The organism is Metasolibacillus meyeri, from assembly GCF_003049505.1.
GTDB classification, from domain to species: Bacteria; Bacillota; Bacilli; order Bacillales_A; family Planococcaceae; genus Metasolibacillus; species Metasolibacillus meyeri.
In genome coordinates, this window is sequence record NZ_PYWN01000120.1 from 1 (window position 1) to 21790 (window position 21790).

Genomic DNA, 21790 nt, shown 5'->3' on the forward strand with positions numbered 1-21790 from the left:
GTTCCACTCACTATTTTGAAGTGGGGGTCTTACAGCCTGTTAATACGGGATAAAGCACCCTGAATTTGTCTAAATGAAGTATAATATTGGAAAAAGGGAGAGGTGGGGTGCTTATGAAAAAAATTATTATCAATGAATTTGGTGAACCAGAAGTATTACAGTACATAGAAGTGGAGAAGCCTGCTATTGGCGATTCAGAGGTATTGATTCAAGTCAAAAATTTTAGCATCAATTATGCAGATATCAAAAATCGCAAAGGTGGCAAAGCGAAGGCGGATTTTCCTATGAGTTTAGGTTTGGATTTAGCTGGCGTTGTTGTTGAGGTTGGCCAATAGCTAGTTCAAAAGTAACGATTCGCCCACAAGATAGGTGGATTCGCCCGTAAGATGTCCATTTCCGCCCGTTAAACAGCGAAATTCGCCCGCAAGGCAACCAAGTTCGCACAATTATTAGCAAAGGCTATTGGACAATATGGAAGCATTATTAGCAAAAGAACCCACTATTATGAAGGATTTTTGCAACTTAGCTACTTAGAGGAACGTTATAATTATCTACAAGAGAAAGGTTTCCTTGTTTACGGAGCCGTTATTACAGGACCGACAAAGGAGCTGCTGAAATTGCGTGAAGAAGCCGATTTTATTGATGTACAGGTCGGTGATGTAGCGCTATGGAATAGGTTATATAAAGGGGAGAGAATATGACAACGGCAATTATTTTTGATATGGATGGTACATTATTTCAAACAAATTTAATTTTAGAGCCTGCACTAGAGGCTACCTTTGATGTACTTCGTGCAAATGGTGAATGGTCAGGTGCTACACCTATTGAGAAATATCGCGAAATTATGGGTGTGCCACTGCCTGTCGTTTGGGCAACTCTATGTCCAAAGCATAGTATGGAGCAACATGTGACTAGTAATCAACTATTTCAAGAGGCGTTAATTGTGCAAATTAAGCGAGACAAAGGGGCTTTATATAAGGGGGTAGAGGCAACATTAGCACAGCTATCCGAACATCACTCATTGTACATAGCAAGCAATGGGCAAACGGCTTATTTGCAGGCGATTGTGGAGCAATATCAGTTGGAACGATTTATTAACGGTGTTTATAGCATTGATTTGATTGCTTCGGGGAATAAGTCGGAGTTAGTGCAGTTTGTCAAAGAGCAAAATAATATAGAGGCAGGGTACGTTGTCGGAGATCGTGCTTCCGATATCAATGCAGCGCGGCATAATCAACTAACGTCTATAGGTGTTCGTTTTGACTTCGCACAAGAAAGTGAGCTAGCACAAGCAGATTACGTTGTGGACGATTTTAATAATATTTTTCCCTTAGTTTTGAGCAATAAGGTTTAAAGCAAGTATTTTCAAGAGCAGTCTGGCAGGCAATTTTCCAGACTGCTCCTTACTAATATAATTTAATTTGATAATATTTTTTTGGACGTCCGCGAGTGGCAGACGTAATGTTTGGTAATTCGTCTGCTAAACTTTTTTCTTGAAGCTGCTTTAAAATACGATTTGCAGATCGTACAGTAATCCCTAGATGTGTACTTAGAAGTTCTCCACTGACGATAGTGGTCGTTAACTTCTCCAGCATGACTTCGATTTTTTGCAATTGTAATAAAGGAATATCATAGGCAGCGCTTAAATTTTTTAAATGTTGCTGTTTTTCATCATCGAATTGTAACAAAATTCCATATAACAAAGGGCCGATTTCTCGTCCATTCTCAATAATATAACCTTGTGTTTCCTTTGAGGAACAAAGAGTTGCCGCCTTTTTTGCAAACTCCTGACTCTCTAATAAAGAGTTGCCAATCCCCCATCCAATTTTGACAGGAAACGATAGCTTATCATCTAAAAAATCAACTAAATGGCAATGTGTATAACTGTTGGTTGTAGTCAAAAAATGCTTATATGTCGTGATAATTGCAATAGAAGAAGCTTCACGATGTACGATAAAAGAGTTAGCATACATCTGCTTGAAATCTAAAATTGCTTTATATAAGGCGATTTGTCGATACTCTAATTCATCGATATTGGCTTTGTCTATTGGAATTAAAATATGTACAACTACAACTTTATTTTGATTAAGCTGTTGAAGCTGTAATTGGTTCACTAGATTGTCCAGCGTTAATTGCATCGCATAGGGTGATGGATAGAATGCGATAAAGGGTATATTGTGCCTTGCTAATCGCTCACGCATTTCGGCAACGCGTGTAAAGCTCAAATCTACCTTATTTTCAGTATGCAATTGTATATGCCAATCAGCTGCTTTGTCGATAATGTCTTTACTTGCAAACTCGTTCATCGTTTGGCTAAAAAGATAAGGCTTTTTTCCTATCGACCATTCATGGATGCCGAGATAGCCATTTTCCTCGTAACAAAAGTCAATAGCGATACGATCCATTGCAATTTTCTTCTCATAAAATAGCTCCGTTAACGCACGATAAAAGTCACGCTCTGAAATATCAAAATAGAGCATTGGCACAGTTGCTTCTTGAAAGCGTGTTTGAGCAAAGAAATATGGAATCTGCCCACTAAAAAGTGCCCCATCTCCTACAGCTAAATGCTGCTCTAAAAGCGCATATAAATCCTCAAAATCTGTATAAGCATAATAATGAAATTCGCAAAAAGAAGGCTTAATTTTTTCAAGCTGCTGTACCCATGAGAGAGAAAGTTTAGCAGTAAAAACATTGATTTTATACATACATTTATCTCCTTAATTTTAAAATAAATATTGCAAATAGTCAGAAAATATGGTTTCTTTGTATAAAGGACATAGAATTTAAATGTCTTAAAATGCTAGCGTTAAATTTTTAAAGTACAAGTCTAATAAAGTATAAAAGGAGATGAGATTTATGCAAAGAAATTCAGAAACAATGAGAAAAAAATCTTGGATTGACAAAATGCTAGATGGGATTGAGCGTGCAGGTAATAAGTTACCAGACCCGATAACGCTATTTATCATTCTAGCAGGTTTAGTACTTCTTTTATCATGGATATTATCAATGCTAGGTATTTCGGCAGTCCAACCGGGTACAGACAATGTGGTTCAAGTAAAAAATCTGCTAAGCCAAGAAGGAATTATATTAATCGTAACACAGATGGTTTCAACGTTTACGGGCTTTGCTCCTTTAGGGTTAGTAATTGTGACAATGATTGGTATTGGTTTAGCTGAGCAAACGGGACTCATTGCGGCTGTTATGAAAAAGCTTGTTATGTCAGCCCCTACAAAGCTAATTGTACCATTTATCATTTTCACAGGTTTACTTGGTAATTTAGCCGCTGATGCAGCATTTATCATTTTGCCACCAATTGCAGCGATGATTTTTATGAGTATTGGTCGAAATCCACTAGCAGGTTTAATTATTACATATGCGGCGGTAGCTGGAGGTTTCAGTGCCAATGTTTTAATTAGTTCACTAGATGTATTATTATTGGGAATTACAGAGTCAGCAGCACATATTGCAGACCCTGAATATGCTGGTCGTGCAACAATGAACTACTATTTCTTAATCGCTTCAACGTTTTTATTAGTAGGTATTGGTACATGGGTGGCGAAAAAGTTTACTGAGCCTCGCTTCGGTGCATTCGAAGGGAAGATTGAAAAGCTAGAGCCTTTGACAGCTTTAGAAAAGCGCGGTTTAAAGTGGGCGGGTATCGTAACACTAGTTTATGTTGTTATCATTGCAATTACGGTCATTCCATCTAATGGTCTTTTACGTGACCCTGAAACAGGTGGCTTCTTAAACTCACCATTTATGTCTGGCATTGTGCCGATTATGTTATTCTTCTTCCTATTACCTGGTCTTGCCTATGGTATTGCAGCGAAGGAAGTTAAAAATGATAAGGAAGTTGCTGAGAAGATTTTTAAATCAATTGCTGATATGGCACCGTTTATTGTATTAGCATTTGCTGCTTCACAAATGATTGCCTTCTTTAACTGGAGCAATATCGGTTCGATATTAGCTATTAAAGGAGCGGAGCTTTTACAGGCATTAAACTTTACAGGCTTACCGATGATGATTGGGTTTGTATTAATTTGTGCATTAGTTAACTTATTAATTGCAAGTGCTTCTGCCAAATGGGCATTGCTTGCGCCGATTTTCGTGCCAATGTTCCTATACTTAGGCTATACTCCTGCGATTACACAAATGGCGTATCGCGTAGGGGACTCGATTACAAATCCAATTACGCCGATGCTGCCGTATTTTGCTATTTTACTATCGTTTGCAAAGCGTTATGATAAAAATATCGGTATTGGGACACTGATTTCAGCTTTATTACCGTTCTCTGTGTTCTTTGCAATCGGTTGGATTATCCTATTTGCTATTTGGTTCTTATTCGGTTTACCGCTTGGACCTGGAGATTATATTTACTTAAAATAAGGGAGTGTTAGCAATGACAGCTTTACAACAAGAACAGTTAGCCAATCTATTAAAGGAATACGAGGAAGAGATGATTCAGCTTCGTCGTCATTTTCATGAAAATCCTGAGCTTTCATTTGAGGAAGTAGAAACGCCAAAAACAATTGCAGCATTTCATCGTGCCCTTGGTCATGAAGTACGTGAAGGTGTCGGTGGTAATGGTGTTGTCGCAAAGCTTGTGGGAGGTAAACCGGGAAAAACAGTAGCGTTACGTGCAGACTTTGATGCTTTAGGCATTACAGAGGAAACGGGTCTACCTTTCCAATCAAAAGTAAAAGGGCGAATGCATGCTTGTGGGCATGATGGGCATACAGCTTCACTATTAATTTTAGCGAAAGCATTCAATCGAATGAAGGAAGAATTAGCAGGGACAATTGTATTTATCCATCAGCATGCTGAGGAGATTGCGCCAGGTGGAGCGATTGCGATGATAAAGGATGGCTGCTTGGAAGGTGTGGATGTTATTTTCGGCACACATTTATGGGCACCAGCCGAGCTAGGAAAAATCCAAACGGCGAAAGGCCCATTAATGGCTGCGGCAGATGGTATTTATATTACCATTAAAGGTAAAGGCGGTCACGGTTCAAATCCAAGTGATACGAAGGATTCCATTGTCCTTGTAGCACAGTTTATTACAAATTTACAGCAGCTTGTTGCGCGTCGTGTTAATCCGTTACGTCCAGCGGTTGTATCGATTGGACATATTGAAGCATTAAATCCTTTCAATGTAATTGCTGACCAAGTCTATATGAAGGGGACTGTGCGTACTTTTCATGAGGAGGAGCGCGGTTTATTAGAGCATGAAATTGAAGAGTTGTTAAAGGCAACATGCTATTTAACAAAGGCAAACTATGAATATGAGTATGTACGAGGCTATCCACCAGTAATGAATCATGAGGCGGAAACAGAGCATGTTATGGAGTCTGCAGAAAAAGTCGCAGATGTGGAAGCTGTTGAAATCGTTGATCCGAATATGGGCGGTGAGGATTTTGCTTACTACTTAGAAGAGATTCCAGGTTCATTCTTCTTTACAGGGGCAAAAAACCCAGCGTGGGAGGAAGTATACCCACATCACCATCCGAAATTCGATATTGATGAGCGTGCGTTACGTATTGCAGCCAATGTATTAGGGCAAGCAACTTTAGACTATTTCGAGAAAAACAATTAATATAGGTTATGATTTTATGAGGCTGTCAGGAATTTCTGGCAGCTCTTTTTGTATGGAGTCACTTTCTAAATAAGGACAATTTATTATTCGAAGTACATCCTGAAGGCACCTATGATGTATATTTCTTCAGCCCGCACTTCATTCGAGCGCTTCGTTGGTTGTATAGTAATTAAAAGAAAATGGCTTGAGCACTGTTAAATTCAGAGCTTAAGCCATTTTCTAAATGTTACATATTTCTGAAATAAGGTGTTTTTTTCAGTATAGCGCAAAGTGGAATTGCAATGGCAAGACCTATCGCATTTTGTAGTAAGTCCCCAGGCATTGATGCTAAAGGCGCTATCCAGTTACTGTATAAAATCACTTCACCGATATAGTAAACGGCAAGCATTACAGGCACAGAAGCAACTGCAGCAGCAATATTCATTACCATACTTGTACCTTTGAGGCCGTTCATAAACGCAATTTTACCAACGATAAAGCCTTGTAAAAAACGCGCGACAATTGTAATTGGAGCCCAAATTAACCAGCCACCAAAAATATCAAATAGCCCCATGCCGACAGCCCCTGCAATCGCTCCTTTTTTAGGTCCGAATAAAATAGCAATCGTGAAGAGCATCGCTGTACCTAAGTGTACAAGTCCACCTTTCGCCATAATTGGCAGCTTAATATTGATAAATGTTGCAATGAAAACAAGTGCAATTAAAATAGCTGTAAGCACTAAATCAAATGTTTTATTTTGTGGTTTTTGAATGCTTTGAGTGAGCACTAAATCAGGTGTTTTATTTTGCGTTTTTTGAATTTGTTGCATCGTCATTCTCCTTTATATGATATGAATTATTCATTTACTTTAGCAGATGTCTGATTGCTATAAAAGTATCAATTTTTAAAAAAATATAGTGGTCAGTTTTGTTGTGAAAACAATTGTCTCCCATGTTAAGATGAACATAATAGAATTAGATTGTGGGTGATAGAAATGAAAAAAGTAGCGGTGATACAAGATATGTCCTCATTTGGGAAGTGCTCATTGACTGCGGCCCTGCCAGTGTTGTCAGTAATGGGTGTGCAAGCATGTCCGTTGCCAACAGCAATTTTGACGGCACAAACAGAGTTTCCAAGCTTTTTTTGTGAGGATTTAACATCGAAAATGAGCCATTTTACAGAGGAATGGTACAAAATGGGCGAAAGCTTTGAAGGTATTTTAACGGGCTTTGTGATGGGCGAGGAGCAAATCGGGCATATTTTTGATTTTTTGGATACGTTTCAAAAGAAGGAAACGATTGTGCTGGTCGATCCTGTAATGGGAGATCAAGGTGAAGGCTACCCATTGTTTACAGGACGTTTGCTAGAGCGGATGAAGGAACTAGTGAAGCGTGCAAATATTATTACGCCGAATATAACGGAGTGCTGCATGTTAACGGGATTATCATATGAGAAATTGCATAGCTATTCTACGGCGGTAGATTATTTACAAGCATTGGAGGAAGCAGCGCATTTACTAGCGGAAGAAACAAAAGCGAAAGTGGTGCTGACGGGTATTGTACCACCTACAACAGAGCAAGTGATTGGTAATTTACTTGTGGCAGATGGGAGGACTGCTTTCAGTCAACAACCTTTCAACGGTGCGGGTTATTCTGGTACAGGTGATTTGTTTGCAGCGACGGTAATAGGCGGTGTTGTACGAGGGCAAAGTCTAGCAGAAGCAATCCAATTAGCGGAGCAGTTTTTAACAGCGGCGATTAGCGAAACATATGAAAAGCAAATTTCACGCAATACGGGTGTGCATTTTGAGAAGTATTTGAAAATGTTGATTTAAAGGAGTCAGTTTAGGATGAAAAATATTTTTGCATTTGAAAGCATTGAGGAGATACAAGCCTATTCGGCTGATATTGAGCAATTGAATAAAAAACTAAATGCTTATCAAACAATTTTAGAGAAAGAGTTTGGCTTAGATGATTTACCAAAAGCTATTGTCTGGGCATCAAAGGAAAATGCAACAACGATTTTTTCGAATCTCCCTGTGCCTGCTTTTACAAATGAGGTAAGAATTTGTATGTCACCAAGTGTACAAGATTGGCGTGCGTTTCATCTTACACAACTAGAAGGGCAGCGCAATGAGCGTATCGAAAAATATTATAATGAAATAACGTTAGATCATGTATTTTGTGTGTTAGCGCATGAATTAACACATCATATTCAATTATTTCTCGATGATTTTGATGATGGACGTGAAAATAGTATTTGGTTTGAGGAAGGTATGTGTGAATACTTATCACAAAAGCTAATATTATCGGCTGCGCAATATGAAGAGCTTGTCGCAATTGAAGGTGAATTGATTGAGCTGTTTACTGAAAAATATGGACAGCATTCTTTGGATGAGTTTGGCAAAGGGAGCTATGAGGCAGAGAGCTTAGCTGCTGTTATGATTTATTATTGGCGTAGCTCTAAGGCGATTAAACATATTGTCGAGGATTGTCATGGTGGAGATGTTCATAAAGTTTTTGCACTATATCATGAGTGGGATAAAGCAGGAAGAAAAGTACCATTGACTGAGTATTTTGGTGTAACTAAATTATAGCAGAAATCGATGCGAAATAACAGACTGGTATATTCTTGAAAAATTCTTTAGCCTTGTAAGATAAGGGATGAAGGGTGGTAGAAGGAATGAATATTGGTTTGAAAAAGGATGAAATTGTGCTTGTGCCTTATGAGCAAGCATGGCAGGCTGAGTTTGCAAAAACAAAGAATGAATTATTGCGTGTGACGAATTTACAAAGCAATCAAATTGAGCATATCGGCAGCACATCTATTGAGGGAATGCGAGCAAAGCCAATTATTGATCTTTTAGTAGGAGTGGAGGATGTAGGATGTCTCGAAAAATCCTTTTTCAAAGGCTTGCTACAAGCTGGTTTTCACCGCTTGCGCGTAGAGCGACCTAATGAAATTGTCTGTGCAAAATTTACAGATAATACATTTCAAATAAAGACGCATTACATTCATCTTGTGCAATATAAAGGGCAAAAGTGGCAGGAGCTATTATTTTTCAGAGATTACTTAAGAAGAAATGATGCAGCCAAAAAACAGTATGAGCAGCTAAAGCTATCATTTTTTGAAACGGGCTTGCAAGGCATTGGAGCGTATACAAATTATAAAGAGGAGTTTGTAAAGGCAGTTTTAGCGAAGAAAAAGGATGATTGGAAATGAAAATAATAGAATTAGCAATTGAATTTGAGTTTAATGGACAAAGAAATTGCATTTATCCTAGTTTAATCGTGTTGAATCATGAGCTAACTTTAGTGGATACAGGATATGCACAGTTTTTACCGTTAATTGAAGAGGCCATAGTGGCGCATGGATATGAATTAGCAAACTTAAAAAATATTATTATTACTCACTATGATGATGACCATATAGGTTCTCTTTATGACTTTAAACAAAAGTATCCATGGGTTCATTTAATTGCGAGTGAAGAGGAAGCTAAATATATTAGCGGTGCTATGAAGTCCGAAAGATTAGGTCAGGCTGAGGCAATGCTTGAAAATATGGTAGGCAAGGAACGTGAATTTGGTGAGTGGTTTATCAGGCAATTAAAAAGTTTAAAGCATATTCCTATTGATGAACAGGTACGAGATGGTGAGGTCATTTTAAATGGCACCTGTAGAGTAATCGCAACGGCAGGACATACCTCTGGTCATATTTCATTGTATTTCCCAAGTGTACAAAGTGTGATTACAGGTGACGCTGCTGTTAATGAGGAGCATAAATTGACCATTGCTAATCCACAATTTTGTTTGGATATCAAGGAAGCTGAACGGTCTTTACAGAAAGTGTTAGATTTACAGGCTAACACTTATTATTGCTACCATGGAGGGAAGCTTGTTTTATCTTAGATAGGAGAAGTAAACATGAAAATTAAACCGACAACAGATATCGTAGCATCTTGGATTAAGAGCTATGTACCACAGAAAGATTTGTTTTTCTTATCGGCAGACGATTTAGAGAGAAAGCTAGATTTGTCATCTGTGTTTGTTATGCCGAAGGATGAGTTTTTTGAGCATTCCGTTTACCAGCAACCGGATTATGTGAATAGCTATGAATATGTAAGCTACTAACAAAAGAGACATTGTATAAAGAGTGGGCAAATTTAAAAGTTATGGTGTATAGACAAGGGGAAGAGTAAATGGAATTAGCTTTATTCAATGCTGAAGCAGACGATTTAGTACAGTTATTAACTGAAAACGAATGGCCTTATCATTCTGATGCAAATGTAGATGCGAATGCAGTGAGAACAGCGGTGGAAAAAGGCTATTATGCCGATGACCGAGAAACATTTTGGATTATCGAAGATGGGATGAAGGTTGGCATACTTATTATTAATGATATTGGCGATACGATTCCGTTATTTGATATTCGTTTAGCCACATCTACGCGTGGGAAAGGCATTGGTGTGCAAGCATTAAAATGGATGCAGGATTACTTGTTTGGAGAGAAAAATAAAATTCGTATCGAAGGTTATACAAGAGCAGATAATTTTGCGATGCGCAAATGCTTTACGAAAGCGGGTTTTGTTAAGGAAGGCTATTTGCGTAATGCATGGGAAAACAGCGATGGTACAATTTCGGACACGGTGCTATATGGAGCAATTTATGATGACTGGAAAGTCTCGACTGTGACACCTACTAAAATCAATGATATTTCGTACTAATATGCTATAATGATTGACAATAAAAGTAAAGGGGCTGATTGCAATGAAAAACGTACATAAGGTGATTGGTGAGTAAATCGAATTGCTCTTTTCAATCACATGGGCAATATTTCATTGAAAAGAGGTCTATTATGTATCAAGATAATGAATTAATCATTCGAGCAGTGGAAGAAAAAGATTTACAGCGTTTATGGGAGCTAATCTATAAGGATGAGCAACCTGAATGGAAAAAATGGGATGCACCTTATTATCCACATCATTCTAAAACATTTGAAGAGTTTTTGCCAATCGGGCAAAAATGGATTTGTCAGGCTGATTTTTGGGTGATTGAAGTAGCAGACGTTGTACGCGGTATTGTGTCATATTATTGGGAGCATGAGCCGTCGCAATGGCTGGAGGTTGGTATCGTCTTTCACGAAAATGGCTCATGGGGCAAAGGTTTGGGTACTCGTGCATTAAAGCTATGGGTTCATCATTTATTTAATACGATGCCATTAGTGCGTGTTGGCTTTACTACATGGTCAGGCAATGAACGAATGATACGTGTTGGCGAAAAATTAAACATGCAAATGGAAGCGAGAATTCGCAAAGTGCGCTATTATGACGGGCATTATTATGACTCTATTCGCATGGGCATTTTACGTGAGGAGTGGGAGTCAGCACAGATTTGAAAATACAAAAACTGTAGGAATTTTCCTACAGTTTTTTATCGTGTATTAAGTTGCAAATAAATCATGCAAAGATACAGATATCCTTGTGGGTAAATATGTTATAACAAAGATAATTGCTTTACATGGCGCACGATGAAGACCCATAAATAGATTGCTGATAAAAAAGCAACGACAGCAAAAACAATCGTGACAAGTTGCAGGGAAAACCACTCTGCCATTAAGCCTAAAATGAATGTAAAGCTTATTTGTAAAAGACTCTGTACTAAATTTAATGAGCTGCCAAATCGCCCCATCAATTCTGGAGGAATCACTTTTTGATACATAGTGGCATAGCCTGTGTTGCTAAAAGCCATGAAAAAGCCGAGTGCTACAAAGCTAAAGGTTGCCAGTGATATGGTGCTTGCAGTATAAAATAATAAATAGCTCCCCATTGTTAATGCAAAGCCTGCACCGATATAGGTACGTAAGGAAATTTTTTTGACGAAAGCTGCTGCACATAGTCCACCAATAATTGCCCCAACGCCTGCTGTACTTACCATAAGCCCATAGGTTGAATCTTCCACTAAGAGTATATCTTTTAAGAAACTCATCTCCTGTGAATCGAGTGAAAAGGCAATCATTAACGTGCTAGTATACAAGGCAAAAAATATAAACAGCTTTGGTTGTTGTGTGATAAACCTCCACACTTCCTTAAAATCAGCTTGGATTAGCTGTAAGGTGACACGCTGAGCAGATGTACTTCCATCACTTTCTAGTGCAGGTAAAAAGGAAATAGCTATGGCGCAAGCGAAAAAAGTTACCCCATTTACCCACATGGCGATGCTTGTATTACTCATAGTAATAATAATACCTGCAAGCGCGGGACCAATCATAAAGGAGCCTGAATTTAATGTGCTATAAATCGCATTAAAACGTTGTCGCTCATCCTCTGCAACAAGCTTTGTAATCGCATAAGTGCTGCTTGGTCCAAAAAAGCTAGCCGCAATATTGGCTAAAAAAATCAAACAATAAATCAACCAAATAGACGTTAACAAAGGCATTATGCAAACGATGCCACCCCTTATAACATCGCTCCAAATCATCATTGTTTTTTTATTATGGCGATCGATAAAAGAGCCAGCAAACAAACTGCTAATAATACGTGCTGCCGGTCCAATCATATAGATGCCTGCAACAGCTGCTGGTGAATGTGTTAGATGCCAAACAGCTAGATTAAGTGCAATTAAATAAATCCAATTGCCTAAATGTGAAAGCCCTAATCCACCTAACAATAAAAGATAATTTTTATTTATTTCCAACACCTCATATCAATCGTCGTACTTGTTCGCTCGCATGAAATGCACGTTTATAGCAAGTATTGGCCTGTTTATATGCATGTAGCTCCTCATAAAAAGCCCCCCATAGTGGTGCATAATAAAGGATTAATTCATAATGCCTATTTTCCTCAAAATGAGCGAATGCTCCTGCCTCTATATTTTTTAATATAGCAAGCCCCATCTGTTGGGAGCTTGCATAATGAAGCAATTGCCATTGATATAGATGATGACCCACTGTAAAAAGCTCTTGCGGATATTTTTCAAAAAGTGTTTGTAGCTTTTCCATTTTTTCAGCACGATAACATGTGCGCATCCAATTAATAACCGTATGTAAATCCTCCATATGTGAAACAGCCTTTTCATAATAGTATTGTGCTTGAACGAAGTCATGCTGACATTCATAGCAAAACGCTATATTGTTATAGAGTGAATTAAATTGTAGTGATGTTTGAATAGATTCAACATTTTTCAATAAATCTTCCCCTGCTGTATATTCCATCATCGCCTCGGGAAAGCGATAAAGGCTATTGTAAATAACGCCAGCCATGGAATAGAGCTTTAACTGGAAAAGTGGTTTATATTGATGGGAAAAGGTTTTTGTTGCTTTTTTAATATAATAAAGAGCTTGCTGAAATGAATAAGCTCGATGATGTGCAAAAGCTAAATGATAAAAATAGTTTGCCTGTTCAAAGCGGCTTGTTGTTACCATATAATGACTCAATTGCTGTTGCTCTTCTTTTGCAACAATGTCGTAAAATTCTAATGCAGATAGATGCGCATATGTTGTAATGCTAATATATAGCTGTGTCACACGGTCGTGTTGCCATGTAATAACGGGCTCAATTTCTAATAATAGCTGTTGTGCGTCTTGTAAATGATCCTGTGCTAATAAATAACGGCTATAAACAAGCTTTGCCATGATGTCGATTTCATGATGAAATATGGAGAGCTGAAAATCCCGCAATTGCTCCACTTCATTGACTGTTAGCTCGACATTCGATAGTAGCTTTGCGTACAGTACTTCAAGCAACGCCAATTTTGTGGCTAACTGCTCTTTTTCCTCTGTGAAACCGATGCCAAGTTGTGCAAATAGCAGTTCATATACGGTAGTTTCCGCAATGACCATGCCGTTTTCGATTCGACTTAAATAAGATGTTGTGCAAATGCCAACAGCAACGTCATCTTGCTTTAAGCCTTGCTGTTGGCGATGATACTTGATTAAACGTCCCCAGTTTTTCATATCACACCTCCTGTATTTCATTGTATCAAAAGGAAAGTGGGATTTATTGTGTATGTGTGTAAGGTTTAGGCAACATCAATTAGTAAATTTGCAGGAACTTACACAAATATTGTAACGAAATCAATTTGAAATCTATATATAAGTATGGCGAAGGGAGGGGAACGAGTGGAGGACTTAGATGAAATATATAGGGTACATGCGGATGGAGTGAAGGCATTTCTTATTTCACTTACAGCAAATGTCGATTTAGCAGAGGAGCTAACTCAGGAAACATTTTATCAGGCGGCAAAATCGATTCATCGCTATAATGGTCAATGCAAAATATCGGTCTGGTTATGTCAAATTGCTAAGCATACGTATTATGATTTTTTGAAAAAAGAAAGGCGAAGAAATGACGTCAGTATCGATTATATGCAAAAAATAGAGAGTTCTAGCAGCATACCACATAGTGAAATAACAAATCGTGCAACGCTCATTTCGATACATAAGGAAATTCACTTATTGCCAGAGCCTTATAAAGAAGTATTTCTGTTAAGGACATCCATTGATTTAAGCTTTAAGGAAATCGGAGAAATATGTAATAAAAGTGAGAATTGGGCGAGAGTTATTTATTATCGTGCAAAACTAAAATTAGCAGAAAGAATGGAAGGTGAGCGAGATGAATTGTAATATTATCAGAGATTTGCTGCCATCGTATGTAGACAGGGTTTGTAGCGATGATACATGTAAGGCGGTGGAGGAGCATATTGCTGTATGTGTGGGATGTCAATCGAGCTTGGCACTGCTACAACAAGAAATTCCTTATGCTCAGCCATTACCAGAGGAAGTAAAAAGAGCAATTTCTCCCTTTAAGAAAATTAATAGACGGCACTATTTTAATATTATATCAGCAGTAGCAATTACATTTATGGTGATGGTAATTGGCAATATGGTTTATCAAGAAGTTGGGGTTGTAAATGATTTCTTTTCACCGAATCAGTGGGGAAGAGCCGTGATTGTTTCAGATGAAGATGAGTGGGAGCAAGTGAGCTTTTCTCTTTTTACAGATGAACCACAGGAATATGTTATTTTGGATAGCATCTTTTCGAAGAGAGAGGTTGTTAATGGGGCGAATAGTGACGGTGATATTCGACTAAGGATAAAGGATGAGCATGGTCAAATCATCATAGATGATGTAAAAATCAAGCGTGGTACGAGTATGAAATTAAAAATGTTAGAAAGAAATAAAAAATACTTCTTTGAAATACAAGCACCACCTGGAGATTATTTGGTCAATGTTATATAAGCAATCCAACAAGCGCAAGGTTCAAAACTTGTGCTTGTTTTGAACCTTGTGTGCGAATTTCATATGTTTACGTGCGAAATGTCTATGCTTGCGTGCGAATTTGCCATTCTTGCGTGCGAATTCCACCTTCTCACGAGCGAATCAATACTTTCGACCTACTAAAATCTAAATAAGCTCTTTAATAATCGCTGCAAAGCGTGTGCGATATGGTTCTGGTATACGCATAAACTGGGGACTCTCAAAGTCATTCAACTGGATAATGCCAAAGCATGTATATAACACTTCCGCTACAACCATATCTTTATATTCTTCAATATGTTGACTTTGCTCGGAAGGAATTAAAGGACAAAGCTCTATAAACGGTGTTGTCATAAATTGTTCAAACCATTGCAAGTTTTCATTTGTGTTCATCGCTTGTTCAAAGAATGAATCGGATGGTATTTCTTGTACAGTCGTTACTGTGCAGACAAAGACAGGCAATGTTTCAGGCGTTAGCCCAAATGTTTCAACATATGCTTTGGCAAAATATATTGGCATTTGCGAGTGGTCGCCATCGCATTCATACATATAGTCGATAATAAGCTTACTATAGCTTTTATCGTATAGACCAAGACCGAAAACCGCAAATGTACTTGGCATTGCAGCTTCTTCCTCATCGACATCCTGATAAAAATGATATTCCGCCATCGCTTTATAGCTATATTCGACAAGGCTAGGGTGCAAGCTAGGATAGCTCAATACTTTTGCGAAAAAATGATGCGATGATGTAATTGGTAAATGCTCAACCGGCAGTACGAGGTCACTTTCACCTTCATAATAGATGCCATAGCTTTTCGGGAAATCCTTGTCTAATAAAGTATTTAAATAGGCCATTGCTTCACGATACGCTTCCTCTGTTTCTTGTTTAATGTGAATCGCAATCGTTGCAAGTACATCATTCGCTTTACAAGTAACTAGCTCCGATTCAACTTGTGGCAAAGTGCCAGAGCCGACAGTGATAAACGTGTTATAAGTTTCGATATCTAATTGTTTAATTGTTGCTAGCAGCTCATCAACAGTTAAATATTCAAAGCTTGCACCGTATTTTCTTAAATTCACTACATAATAGCTTAGTAATGGTAAGTATGCAGAGGATTGGTGGTTGTCGGTAAAGCGAGAAAGACAATAGCGCTGCTCCTCAAAGCCTAGCTCTTGGCGAAATGCATCGAGTAATGCAAGCTGTTGATAGTGGCAAAGCACCTCATACATTGTCATGCTATCAAGCGAAAAAGAAGGAGTAATCATTTTAGCAGGATAGTCATCTGTCTTGATTTGATATTGCTTTGTGAGAAGCTCTTGTTCAAGCTGTAGCCATGATGCTTCATTTTCTAGAAATTGTTCTGTTTTCATCAAATTGCCTCCTTTACAATAAGTGTAAAGGTAATTATCCGAATTTTCTATATGTCTTTTGCCACAGTGCTATAATGGATTAGGAGGTGAGGTAATGCAAATTTTACATGAGATACCGACTGTCGAGGAGTTTTTAACGCTACGCAAACTAGCAGGCATGGGACCTCGTGATCCAGAGCATGTGCAAACGGGCTTAAACAATAGCTGCTTTTCTGTTATTCTTCGTAAGGATGATGGCGAGTTAATTGGGATGGGGCGTGTTATTGGAGACGGAGGTACCGCCTATGTTGTCGTGGATATCGCCGTTCACCCAGATGAGCAAGGTAAAGGGCTTGGGAAAACCATTATGACAGAAATTAAGCATTATTTAGATACGGAAATTAGTGTACAAGCTTTTGTTTCATTAATTGCAGACGTACCAGCACACAAGCTTTATGAGAAATTTGACTTTGTGGAAACAGCGCCAAAATCAATTGGCATGGCTTACGTACGCAAATAATAAAAAAATGACGCCATTATGGTGTCATTTTTTTATTAATCTATCTCAGGTGTTGCCATGATAAAAGGCAAAATGCCCACGCCCATTTTTCTTCACAGAATACAATGCTTCATCTGCCTGATGTAGTAGAGGTTTTAAAGAATCCAGCCTGTTAGTAAGTGTTAAGCCGATGCTGAAGCTTAAGTGAATGATGTTGCTATCATTTTCCACAGTAAGCAAGCTTAAATCTCTATGTAATGTTTCAGCAAAACCCTCCAGTCGTCTTCGATTTTTATTAGAGCAAATGAGCAAAAACTCATCGCCACCATAGCGTCCAACAATCGCTTTTTTCTGTAATGCGAATGTTTTTAACCGAGAGCCAACCGTTTTTAATGCCTCATCCCCAATTAAATGGCCATATGTATCATTAATTTGCTTGAAATAATCTAAATCGATAATCGCAAGTAATGTATAAGCTGACTTATCTAAATGTTGCAAAATTTTAGCTGCTTCTAGTTCAAAATATTTTCGGTTATAAATATCAGTTAAAGCATCCATAGAGGTTTGATGTAAAATTTGGTTGCGCTGAATATTCATTTCGGCTTCTAAAGCGTGTTCTGTCTCTCGCTCATCCAGCAAATCATTTAAAACCTTTACTTGCATTTTAAACATTTTGATTAAGTCAGGGTGATTGATTTTTTCCATACATTCACACATATATTGATAGGCAATTGCTTTCAATGAAGTATCTTTGAACGTATCTGTATACAGTGCTAGTTGTTGAAATTCTTCAATTGCTCGCTCGTAATTCCCTTGTTGCATAAACAAGTAGCCACAGTTTTGAAGTATGATTCCTTTTTGATAGCTAGACATATCGTCCATGTGTTGATAAACGACATTATTAATGTTTTCGGCGATAGAAAAGCGTTCTAGTACCGTATTTAAATACACTAAATCCACCATCATGCTATATATCAGAGATTCCTTTGCCTGTTTTTGCTCAACTGTTAATTGTGCATAGAAAAATGCTAATTCTAAATAGTCGCATGAACGCTCATACTCACCGATGTTCATTAAATAACTAGACATCGTACCATACACGCGGCGTTTTAAATTTGGATCTGTTGTTTGCGTCCCGTATGCCAATGCTTTTTTTACATGGCGATAAACAATACCATCAATCGCAGAGGAACCACTCTCCCACAAATTGACCGCACATAAATGAAACCAAATAGCACTTTCTACGGTTCCATATTGTTCGATAAATGAATGAAATTCAGTCAAGGTTTCATGGGCACGAGCTGGTAAACCGATAAACATATAACTATTTATTTTAATATCGTACAGTTTGGCTACAATAAATCGCTCATTATGTGATTTTGCTAAATCGATTGCTACATTGACTTGTTCCAGCACATCTTTATATTTTTTATCATTAAAAGCAGACTGTATTGTTGAGGAAATAGCACTAGTTTCCAAAGACATCTTATCACCTACGTAAATTATATTTCCTATATTATACTGTAAAACAAATCGGTGGAATGTATTTTTAGTATGAATATTGTTAAAATAATCTAGAGAAGCTCTTTCAAAGGAGGAAGAAAAGATGGAAGCTTTTGCGGATTACTTAGCAAAAATTGAAAACGAACAGCAACGTGAACGAGTTGAGGAAGTATTAACATGGGTAGCAACGACATTTCCGAACTTAGGAACAAAAATTGCTTGGAATCAGCCGATGTTTACAGACCATGATACATTTATTATCGGCTTTAGTATCGCAAAGCAGCATATGGCAATTAGTCCTGAAAAAGAGGGAATTGTTCAATTTTCAGATGCTATTAAAAAATCAGGTTATACACATACGGATAATTTATGGCGTATCAAGTGGGAGCAGCCTGTAGATTATGAGCTGCTAGAAAAAATTATTGATTACAATATTGCAGATAAGGCGGATTGTGCTACGTTTTGGCGAACATAATTGGGCGTGTTAGAAAAGCTATTTCGGAACACATCTCTATGACGAGTAACCTCAGGAGCAACTATTTATTTTGTCAAAAGCATAGTGATAAGCACACATCATGAGGCTGTTTGAAGAGGTAATTCACTTTTCAAACAGCCTTCCTCTATGCTAAAAGGCTTATAAAAAGCTAGTCATAAAAACTGATAAATGATAGGCTAGTTAGTAAGGAATTATTGTTTTTATAATTTATGGAATATTCAATCTGATGAGGGGATGGGGGTCAGTTATGCGAGGTAGTATTCAAAAAAAGATGACGCTTTATTTTTCTACTATCGTGTTAGTTTTAGCTGTAGTGATTGCGTGGACAACTTATCGTTCGTCCATCCAACTAATTGAGCAGTCGTTAAATGAGGTTGCGAGAACAATCGCTGAACAGTCTGTCATGCAAATAGACATTGAGAAGTATGAAGAGGAAATCCAGCTAGGGGTTACAGAGCCAGATTCCACTTATTATAATGCGCTGCGTGAGCAACTCAATGCGCATCGTCAATCTACAGGGCTACTTTATCTTTATACGATGGAGCGTAAGCAAACAGAGAGTGGCTATGATTATTTTTATATGGTAGATGGGTTACCAATAGGAGATGAGAATGAATCGTTATTAGGAGAGATAGAAGATAATAGCGATGTACTGATGGGCATAGAAAAGGCATTTACTACAGGTGAGATTCAGATTGAAATGACAAATGAAGGGAAATATGGGTCTATTCTTACTTCCTACGTTCCAATGATATCAAAATCAGGTGAAGTCATCGGTGTGATGGGTGCGGACCTAGATGCTACTGCTATTTATGTAAAGATGGCACAACAGAAAAGAAACTTAATTCTATTAATAGTAGGCGCGTTACTGATAAGTGTAGTAGCTGTCTATATTTTAAGTCGCTATTTTATATCGCCTTTACAAGGTCTTGCAAGTCAAGTACATAAGGTGGGAGAAGGGGATTTATCGACAAACTTTTCAACAAATCGGTCAGATGAAATAGGAAAAGTGACAGTCGCATTTCAGAAGATGACTGATAACTTAAAGCAAGTAATACAGGGCATCTCTCAACATTCTTCTACACTCGTCCGAATGTCAAATGAACAATTAAGTAGTACGGAGGAGATTAAGCAAAGTAACGAAATTGTTGAGAAAACAATGGGAGAGTTAGCATCAGGTGCTGAGGAGCAGGCTGTTGCAACGGTAAAAATAGTAGAAACAATGGAAGATTTCGCAAAGCAAATTGAACAAACAAATGATAAAGGAAATGCTTTGAGCACAGAATCAGCAAGTGTCTTGCTGTTAACAAATGAAGGCTTTAAGCAGATTACAGAGACAGAACAATATATTTCCACTTTATATCAAGGTATGCAGGAATCTGTTGAGCAAGTGCAGACACTTGATCATCATACGAAAGATATTTCAAGCTTAGTGCATGTAATTGAGGGGATTGCAGAGCAAACGAATCTACTTGCTTTAAACGCGGCGATTGAAGCAGCACGTGCTGGTGAGCATGGAAAGGGCTTTGCTATTGTGGCGGATGAGGTGCGTAAATTGGCAGAGGAAGTGAAAAAATCTGTAGGGAGCATTGTGGGCATTGTCGACGGTATTCAAGCACAATCAAGCGAGGTTGTGAAAGTGCTAGAGCTAGGCTATGAGCAAGCGAGTAAAGGAACGGTTATTTTGAAAGAAACGGGCACGACCTTTACGAATATTCATAGTGCTGTGGAGCAAATGCAGCAGCATATACAAGGAATCGCTACAGATTTACAAAGCATCTCGAAGCAGAGTGGCAGCGTGCATAACGCGATTGGTAATGTAGCGGCTGTGACGGAGGAAGCACAAGCAGGAATTGAAGATACATCGCACCTTGTGCAAAAATCAACAACCTCAATGGCAGACATTGTCTATAATTCTGAGAACCTTGCAAAAATTGCAACTGAACTAAATCAATTGATTGAGAGGTTTAAGGTAGAATCATGATAGAAATTCGTAAAGCAACCGCATGCGACGCAGAGCAAATAGTGAAGGTGATAGCAAATGCTGAGGAATCAGGATTTATGCTCTTCTCCCCTGGAGAACGTCAAGTGAATGCAGAAGGAATGGCAAAAAGAATTGACAATATGAATCGTCAGCAAAAGTCAGCTTTCCTTGTAGCGCAAGAAGACTCGACTATTTTAGGTTATATGGTCGTTCAGGATGATGTCCCACAGCGTATCGCACATCGAGCCTATTTAGTTATTGGCGTCCATAGCGATAGTCGAGGAAAAGGAGTAGGAAAAGCCCTATTTAATTTTGCTACGCACTGGGCGAAGGAAGTAGGCCTGCATCGGCTTGAATTAACGGTATTAGTGAAAAATACGGTAGCTGTTCAGTTGTATAAAAAGATGGGCTTTGAAGTTGAAGGTGTAAAAAAGCATTCTTTATATATCGATGGACAATATGAGGACGAGTATTATATGGCGAAATTACTTTAAAAAAGAGCGAGTGTCTGGAAAAGTATCACTTTTCAGACATCCGCTCTTTTAAGTTTGGTTGAGCGAATTTACTTGCCTTATGTGCGAAATACAATGTTTAACGTGCGAACATAGGTATCTTGCGTGCGAATGTAACTACCTTATGAGCGGATTGTTACTTTTGAACTATAATATCCAAAAAAAACTCGGCTTCAACGCCTTTTTTCAATGAAGAAGTCCACTAGCTTTTTCATTATCCAAAAGTGATTTAGGCACTCTCTATTGCTTGGTATAAAAAATACATGTAGAAGAAGTAGTTGAATTTAATTCATTTATTTTCTTAGAAACTTCAATCAGGTTATAGAGTGTATTATTTTTGATGATAGTTAGCCCTCCATTGTACTTTGAATATTTGTTATTTCTAATTTTTATATCTACTATTTTATGAGTGTTTAGGAGTTCTATCTTCTTTTCATATCCATGTTCTTCGAATAAATCAACCCATCCTAAATTATCAGCGGGTTCTAGGTATGTACGGCAATAATAAGACAATATTTTATTTGATGTATGTTGTAAGGAACATATCTCATCATAAATTAACTGATCATTTAATTGTGCATATAAATCGAAGGGGATATTTTCAAAGCTTATGTTATTACC

25 protein-coding genes are annotated in these 21790 nt (G+C 38.0%); 18 read left to right on the plus strand and 7 right to left on the minus strand.

Annotated features, from left to right (window positions below):
• The first annotated feature begins 113 nt into the window (after positions 1–113).
• From C9J34_RS16440 to C9J34_RS16450, 3 genes are all read left to right on the plus strand, one after another.
• On the plus strand, positions 114–335 hold the full coding sequence (locus C9J34_RS16440) for an alcohol dehydrogenase catalytic domain-containing protein (RefSeq protein ID WP_107841265.1): 222 nt from the start codon (positions 114–116) through the stop codon (positions 333–335).
• Positions 336–482: 147 nt separating this feature from the next.
• Positions 483–701 carry an anti sigma factor C-terminal domain-containing protein gene (locus C9J34_RS16445; protein ID WP_420799136.1) on the plus strand — a complete coding sequence of 73 codons (219 nt, stop codon included), beginning with the start codon at positions 483–485 and terminating at the stop codon, positions 699–701.
• A complete protein-coding gene (locus C9J34_RS16450; protein WP_107841267.1) occupies positions 698–1354 on the plus strand; it encodes an HAD hydrolase-like protein in 657 nt (218 codons plus the stop codon). The genes C9J34_RS16445 and C9J34_RS16450 overlap by 4 nt, the downstream gene beginning before the upstream one ends.
• Before the next feature lie 52 nt (positions 1355–1406).
• Here C9J34_RS16450 and C9J34_RS16455 read toward each other — a convergent pair whose 3' ends face one another.
• Entirely contained in the window at positions 1407–2705 is a 1299-nt protein-coding gene (locus C9J34_RS16455; protein WP_107841268.1) for a hypothetical protein, read from the minus strand.
• A 151-nt stretch (positions 2706–2856) separates the two neighbouring features.
• On the opposite strand from C9J34_RS16455, the gene C9J34_RS16460 reads away from it, so the two are divergent.
• Together C9J34_RS16460 and C9J34_RS16465 are read left to right on the plus strand one after the other, a co-directional pair.
• Positions 2857–4386 carry an AbgT family transporter gene (locus C9J34_RS16460; RefSeq protein ID WP_107841269.1) on the plus strand — a complete coding sequence of 510 codons (1530 nt, stop codon included), beginning with the start codon at positions 2857–2859 and terminating at the stop codon, positions 4384–4386.
• Between the two features lie 13 nt (positions 4387–4399).
• Positions 4400–5593 carry a M20 metallopeptidase family protein gene (locus C9J34_RS16465; RefSeq protein ID WP_107841270.1) on the plus strand — a complete coding sequence of 398 codons (1194 nt, stop codon included), beginning with the start codon at positions 4400–4402 and terminating at the stop codon, positions 5591–5593.
• Positions 5594–5819: 226 nt separating this feature from the next.
• On the opposite strand, the gene C9J34_RS16475 is transcribed toward C9J34_RS16465, so the two are convergent.
• Positions 5820–6401 (minus strand): ECF transporter S component, encoded by a 582-nt coding sequence (locus C9J34_RS16475; protein WP_107841271.1) that lies wholly within the window; start codon positions 6399–6401, stop codon positions 5820–5822.
• A gap of 165 nt (positions 6402–6566) precedes the next feature.
• Here C9J34_RS16475 and C9J34_RS16480 point away from each other — a divergent pair, with 165 nt between their 5' ends.
• The 7 genes from C9J34_RS16480 (at position 6567) to C9J34_RS16510 (ending at position 10966) form a co-directional block, all read left to right on the plus strand.
• Positions 6567–7406: a pyridoxamine kinase gene (locus C9J34_RS16480; protein ID WP_107841272.1), complete on the plus strand. Its 840-nt coding sequence runs from the start codon at positions 6567–6569 to the stop codon at positions 7404–7406.
• Positions 7407–7421: 15 nt separating this feature from the next.
• A complete protein-coding gene (locus C9J34_RS16485; protein ID WP_107841273.1) occupies positions 7422–8168 on the plus strand; it encodes a hypothetical protein in 747 nt (248 codons plus the stop codon).
• Positions 8169–8254: 86 nt separating this feature from the next.
• On the plus strand, positions 8255–8794 hold the full coding sequence (locus tag C9J34_RS16490) for a GrpB family protein (protein ID WP_107841274.1): 540 nt from the start codon (positions 8255–8257) through the stop codon (positions 8792–8794).
• Complete coding sequence (locus C9J34_RS16495) at positions 8791–9480, plus strand: MBL fold metallo-hydrolase (RefSeq protein WP_107841275.1); 690 nt, start codon at positions 8791–8793, stop codon at positions 9478–9480. Before C9J34_RS16490 ends, C9J34_RS16495 begins: the two co-directional genes overlap by 4 nt.
• A 15-nt stretch (positions 9481–9495) precedes the next feature.
• Positions 9496–9702, plus strand: a complete 207-nt coding sequence (locus C9J34_RS16500) for a hypothetical protein (protein WP_107841276.1) — start codon at positions 9496–9498, stop codon at positions 9700–9702.
• Between the two features lie 68 nt (positions 9703–9770).
• Positions 9771–10295, plus strand: coding sequence for a GNAT family N-acetyltransferase (locus C9J34_RS16505; protein WP_107841277.1), 525 nt, complete (start codon positions 9771–9773; stop codon positions 10293–10295).
• Between the two features lie 131 nt (positions 10296–10426).
• Positions 10427–10966 (plus strand): GNAT family N-acetyltransferase, encoded by a 540-nt coding sequence (locus C9J34_RS16510; RefSeq protein ID WP_107841278.1) that lies wholly within the window; start codon positions 10427–10429, stop codon positions 10964–10966.
• Between the two features lie 98 nt (positions 10967–11064).
• Here the strand turns inward: C9J34_RS16510 and C9J34_RS16515 are convergent, their stop codons facing one another.
• Both C9J34_RS16515 and C9J34_RS16520 read right to left on the minus strand, forming a co-directional pair.
• Positions 11065–12264: an MFS transporter gene (locus C9J34_RS16515; RefSeq protein ID WP_107841279.1), complete on the minus strand. Its 1200-nt coding sequence runs from the start codon at positions 12262–12264 to the stop codon at positions 11065–11067.
• Positions 12265–12268: 4 nt separating this feature from the next.
• Positions 12269–13522: a helix-turn-helix domain-containing protein gene (locus C9J34_RS16520; RefSeq protein ID WP_107841280.1), complete on the minus strand. Its 1254-nt coding sequence runs from the start codon at positions 13520–13522 to the stop codon at positions 12269–12271.
• 165 nt (positions 13523–13687) lie between these two features.
• On the opposite strand from C9J34_RS16520, the gene C9J34_RS16525 reads away from it, so the two are divergent.
• Positions 13688–14191, plus strand: coding sequence for an RNA polymerase sigma factor (locus tag C9J34_RS16525; RefSeq protein ID WP_107841281.1), 504 nt, complete (start codon positions 13688–13690; stop codon positions 14189–14191).
• Complete coding sequence (locus tag C9J34_RS16530) at positions 14181–14807, plus strand: zf-HC2 domain-containing protein (protein WP_107841282.1); 627 nt, start codon at positions 14181–14183, stop codon at positions 14805–14807. The genes C9J34_RS16525 and C9J34_RS16530 overlap by 11 nt, the downstream gene beginning before the upstream one ends.
• A gap of 165 nt (positions 14808–14972) precedes the next feature.
• On the opposite strand, the gene C9J34_RS16535 is transcribed toward C9J34_RS16530, so the two are convergent.
• Complete coding sequence (locus C9J34_RS16535; protein ID WP_107841283.1) at positions 14973–16196, minus strand: DUF6138 family protein; 1224 nt, start codon at positions 16194–16196, stop codon at positions 14973–14975.
• A gap of 94 nt (positions 16197–16290) precedes the next feature.
• Here C9J34_RS16535 and C9J34_RS16540 point away from each other — a divergent pair, with 94 nt between their 5' ends.
• On the plus strand, positions 16291–16695 hold the full coding sequence (locus tag C9J34_RS16540; RefSeq protein ID WP_107841284.1) for a GNAT family N-acetyltransferase: 405 nt from the start codon (positions 16291–16293) through the stop codon (positions 16693–16695).
• Between the two features lie 45 nt (positions 16696–16740).
• Here the strand turns inward: C9J34_RS16540 and C9J34_RS16545 are convergent, their stop codons facing one another.
• Positions 16741–18159 (minus strand): GGDEF domain-containing protein, encoded by a 1419-nt coding sequence (locus C9J34_RS16545; protein WP_107841285.1) that lies wholly within the window; start codon positions 18157–18159, stop codon positions 16741–16743.
• A 121-nt stretch (positions 18160–18280) separates the two neighbouring features.
• Here C9J34_RS16545 and C9J34_RS16550 point away from each other — a divergent pair, with 121 nt between their 5' ends.
• From C9J34_RS16550 to C9J34_RS16560, 3 genes are all read left to right on the plus strand, one after another.
• The gene (locus tag C9J34_RS16550) at positions 18281–18652 is read left to right on the plus strand and encodes an iron chaperone (protein WP_107841286.1); all 372 of its coding nucleotides are present in this window, start codon (positions 18281–18283) and stop codon (positions 18650–18652) included.
• A gap of 268 nt (positions 18653–18920) precedes the next feature.
• Positions 18921–20657: a methyl-accepting chemotaxis protein gene (locus C9J34_RS16555; protein ID WP_193769050.1), complete on the plus strand. Its 1737-nt coding sequence runs from the start codon at positions 18921–18923 to the stop codon at positions 20655–20657.
• Complete coding sequence (locus C9J34_RS16560; protein WP_107841288.1) at positions 20654–21151, plus strand: GNAT family N-acetyltransferase; 498 nt, start codon at positions 20654–20656, stop codon at positions 21149–21151. The genes C9J34_RS16555 and C9J34_RS16560 overlap by 4 nt, the downstream gene beginning before the upstream one ends.
• A 258-nt stretch (positions 21152–21409) precedes the next feature.
• Here C9J34_RS16560 and C9J34_RS22070 read toward each other — a convergent pair.
• The coding region (locus C9J34_RS22070) for a hypothetical protein (protein ID WP_193769051.1) at positions 21410–21790 on the minus strand (381 nt) is incomplete at its 5' end.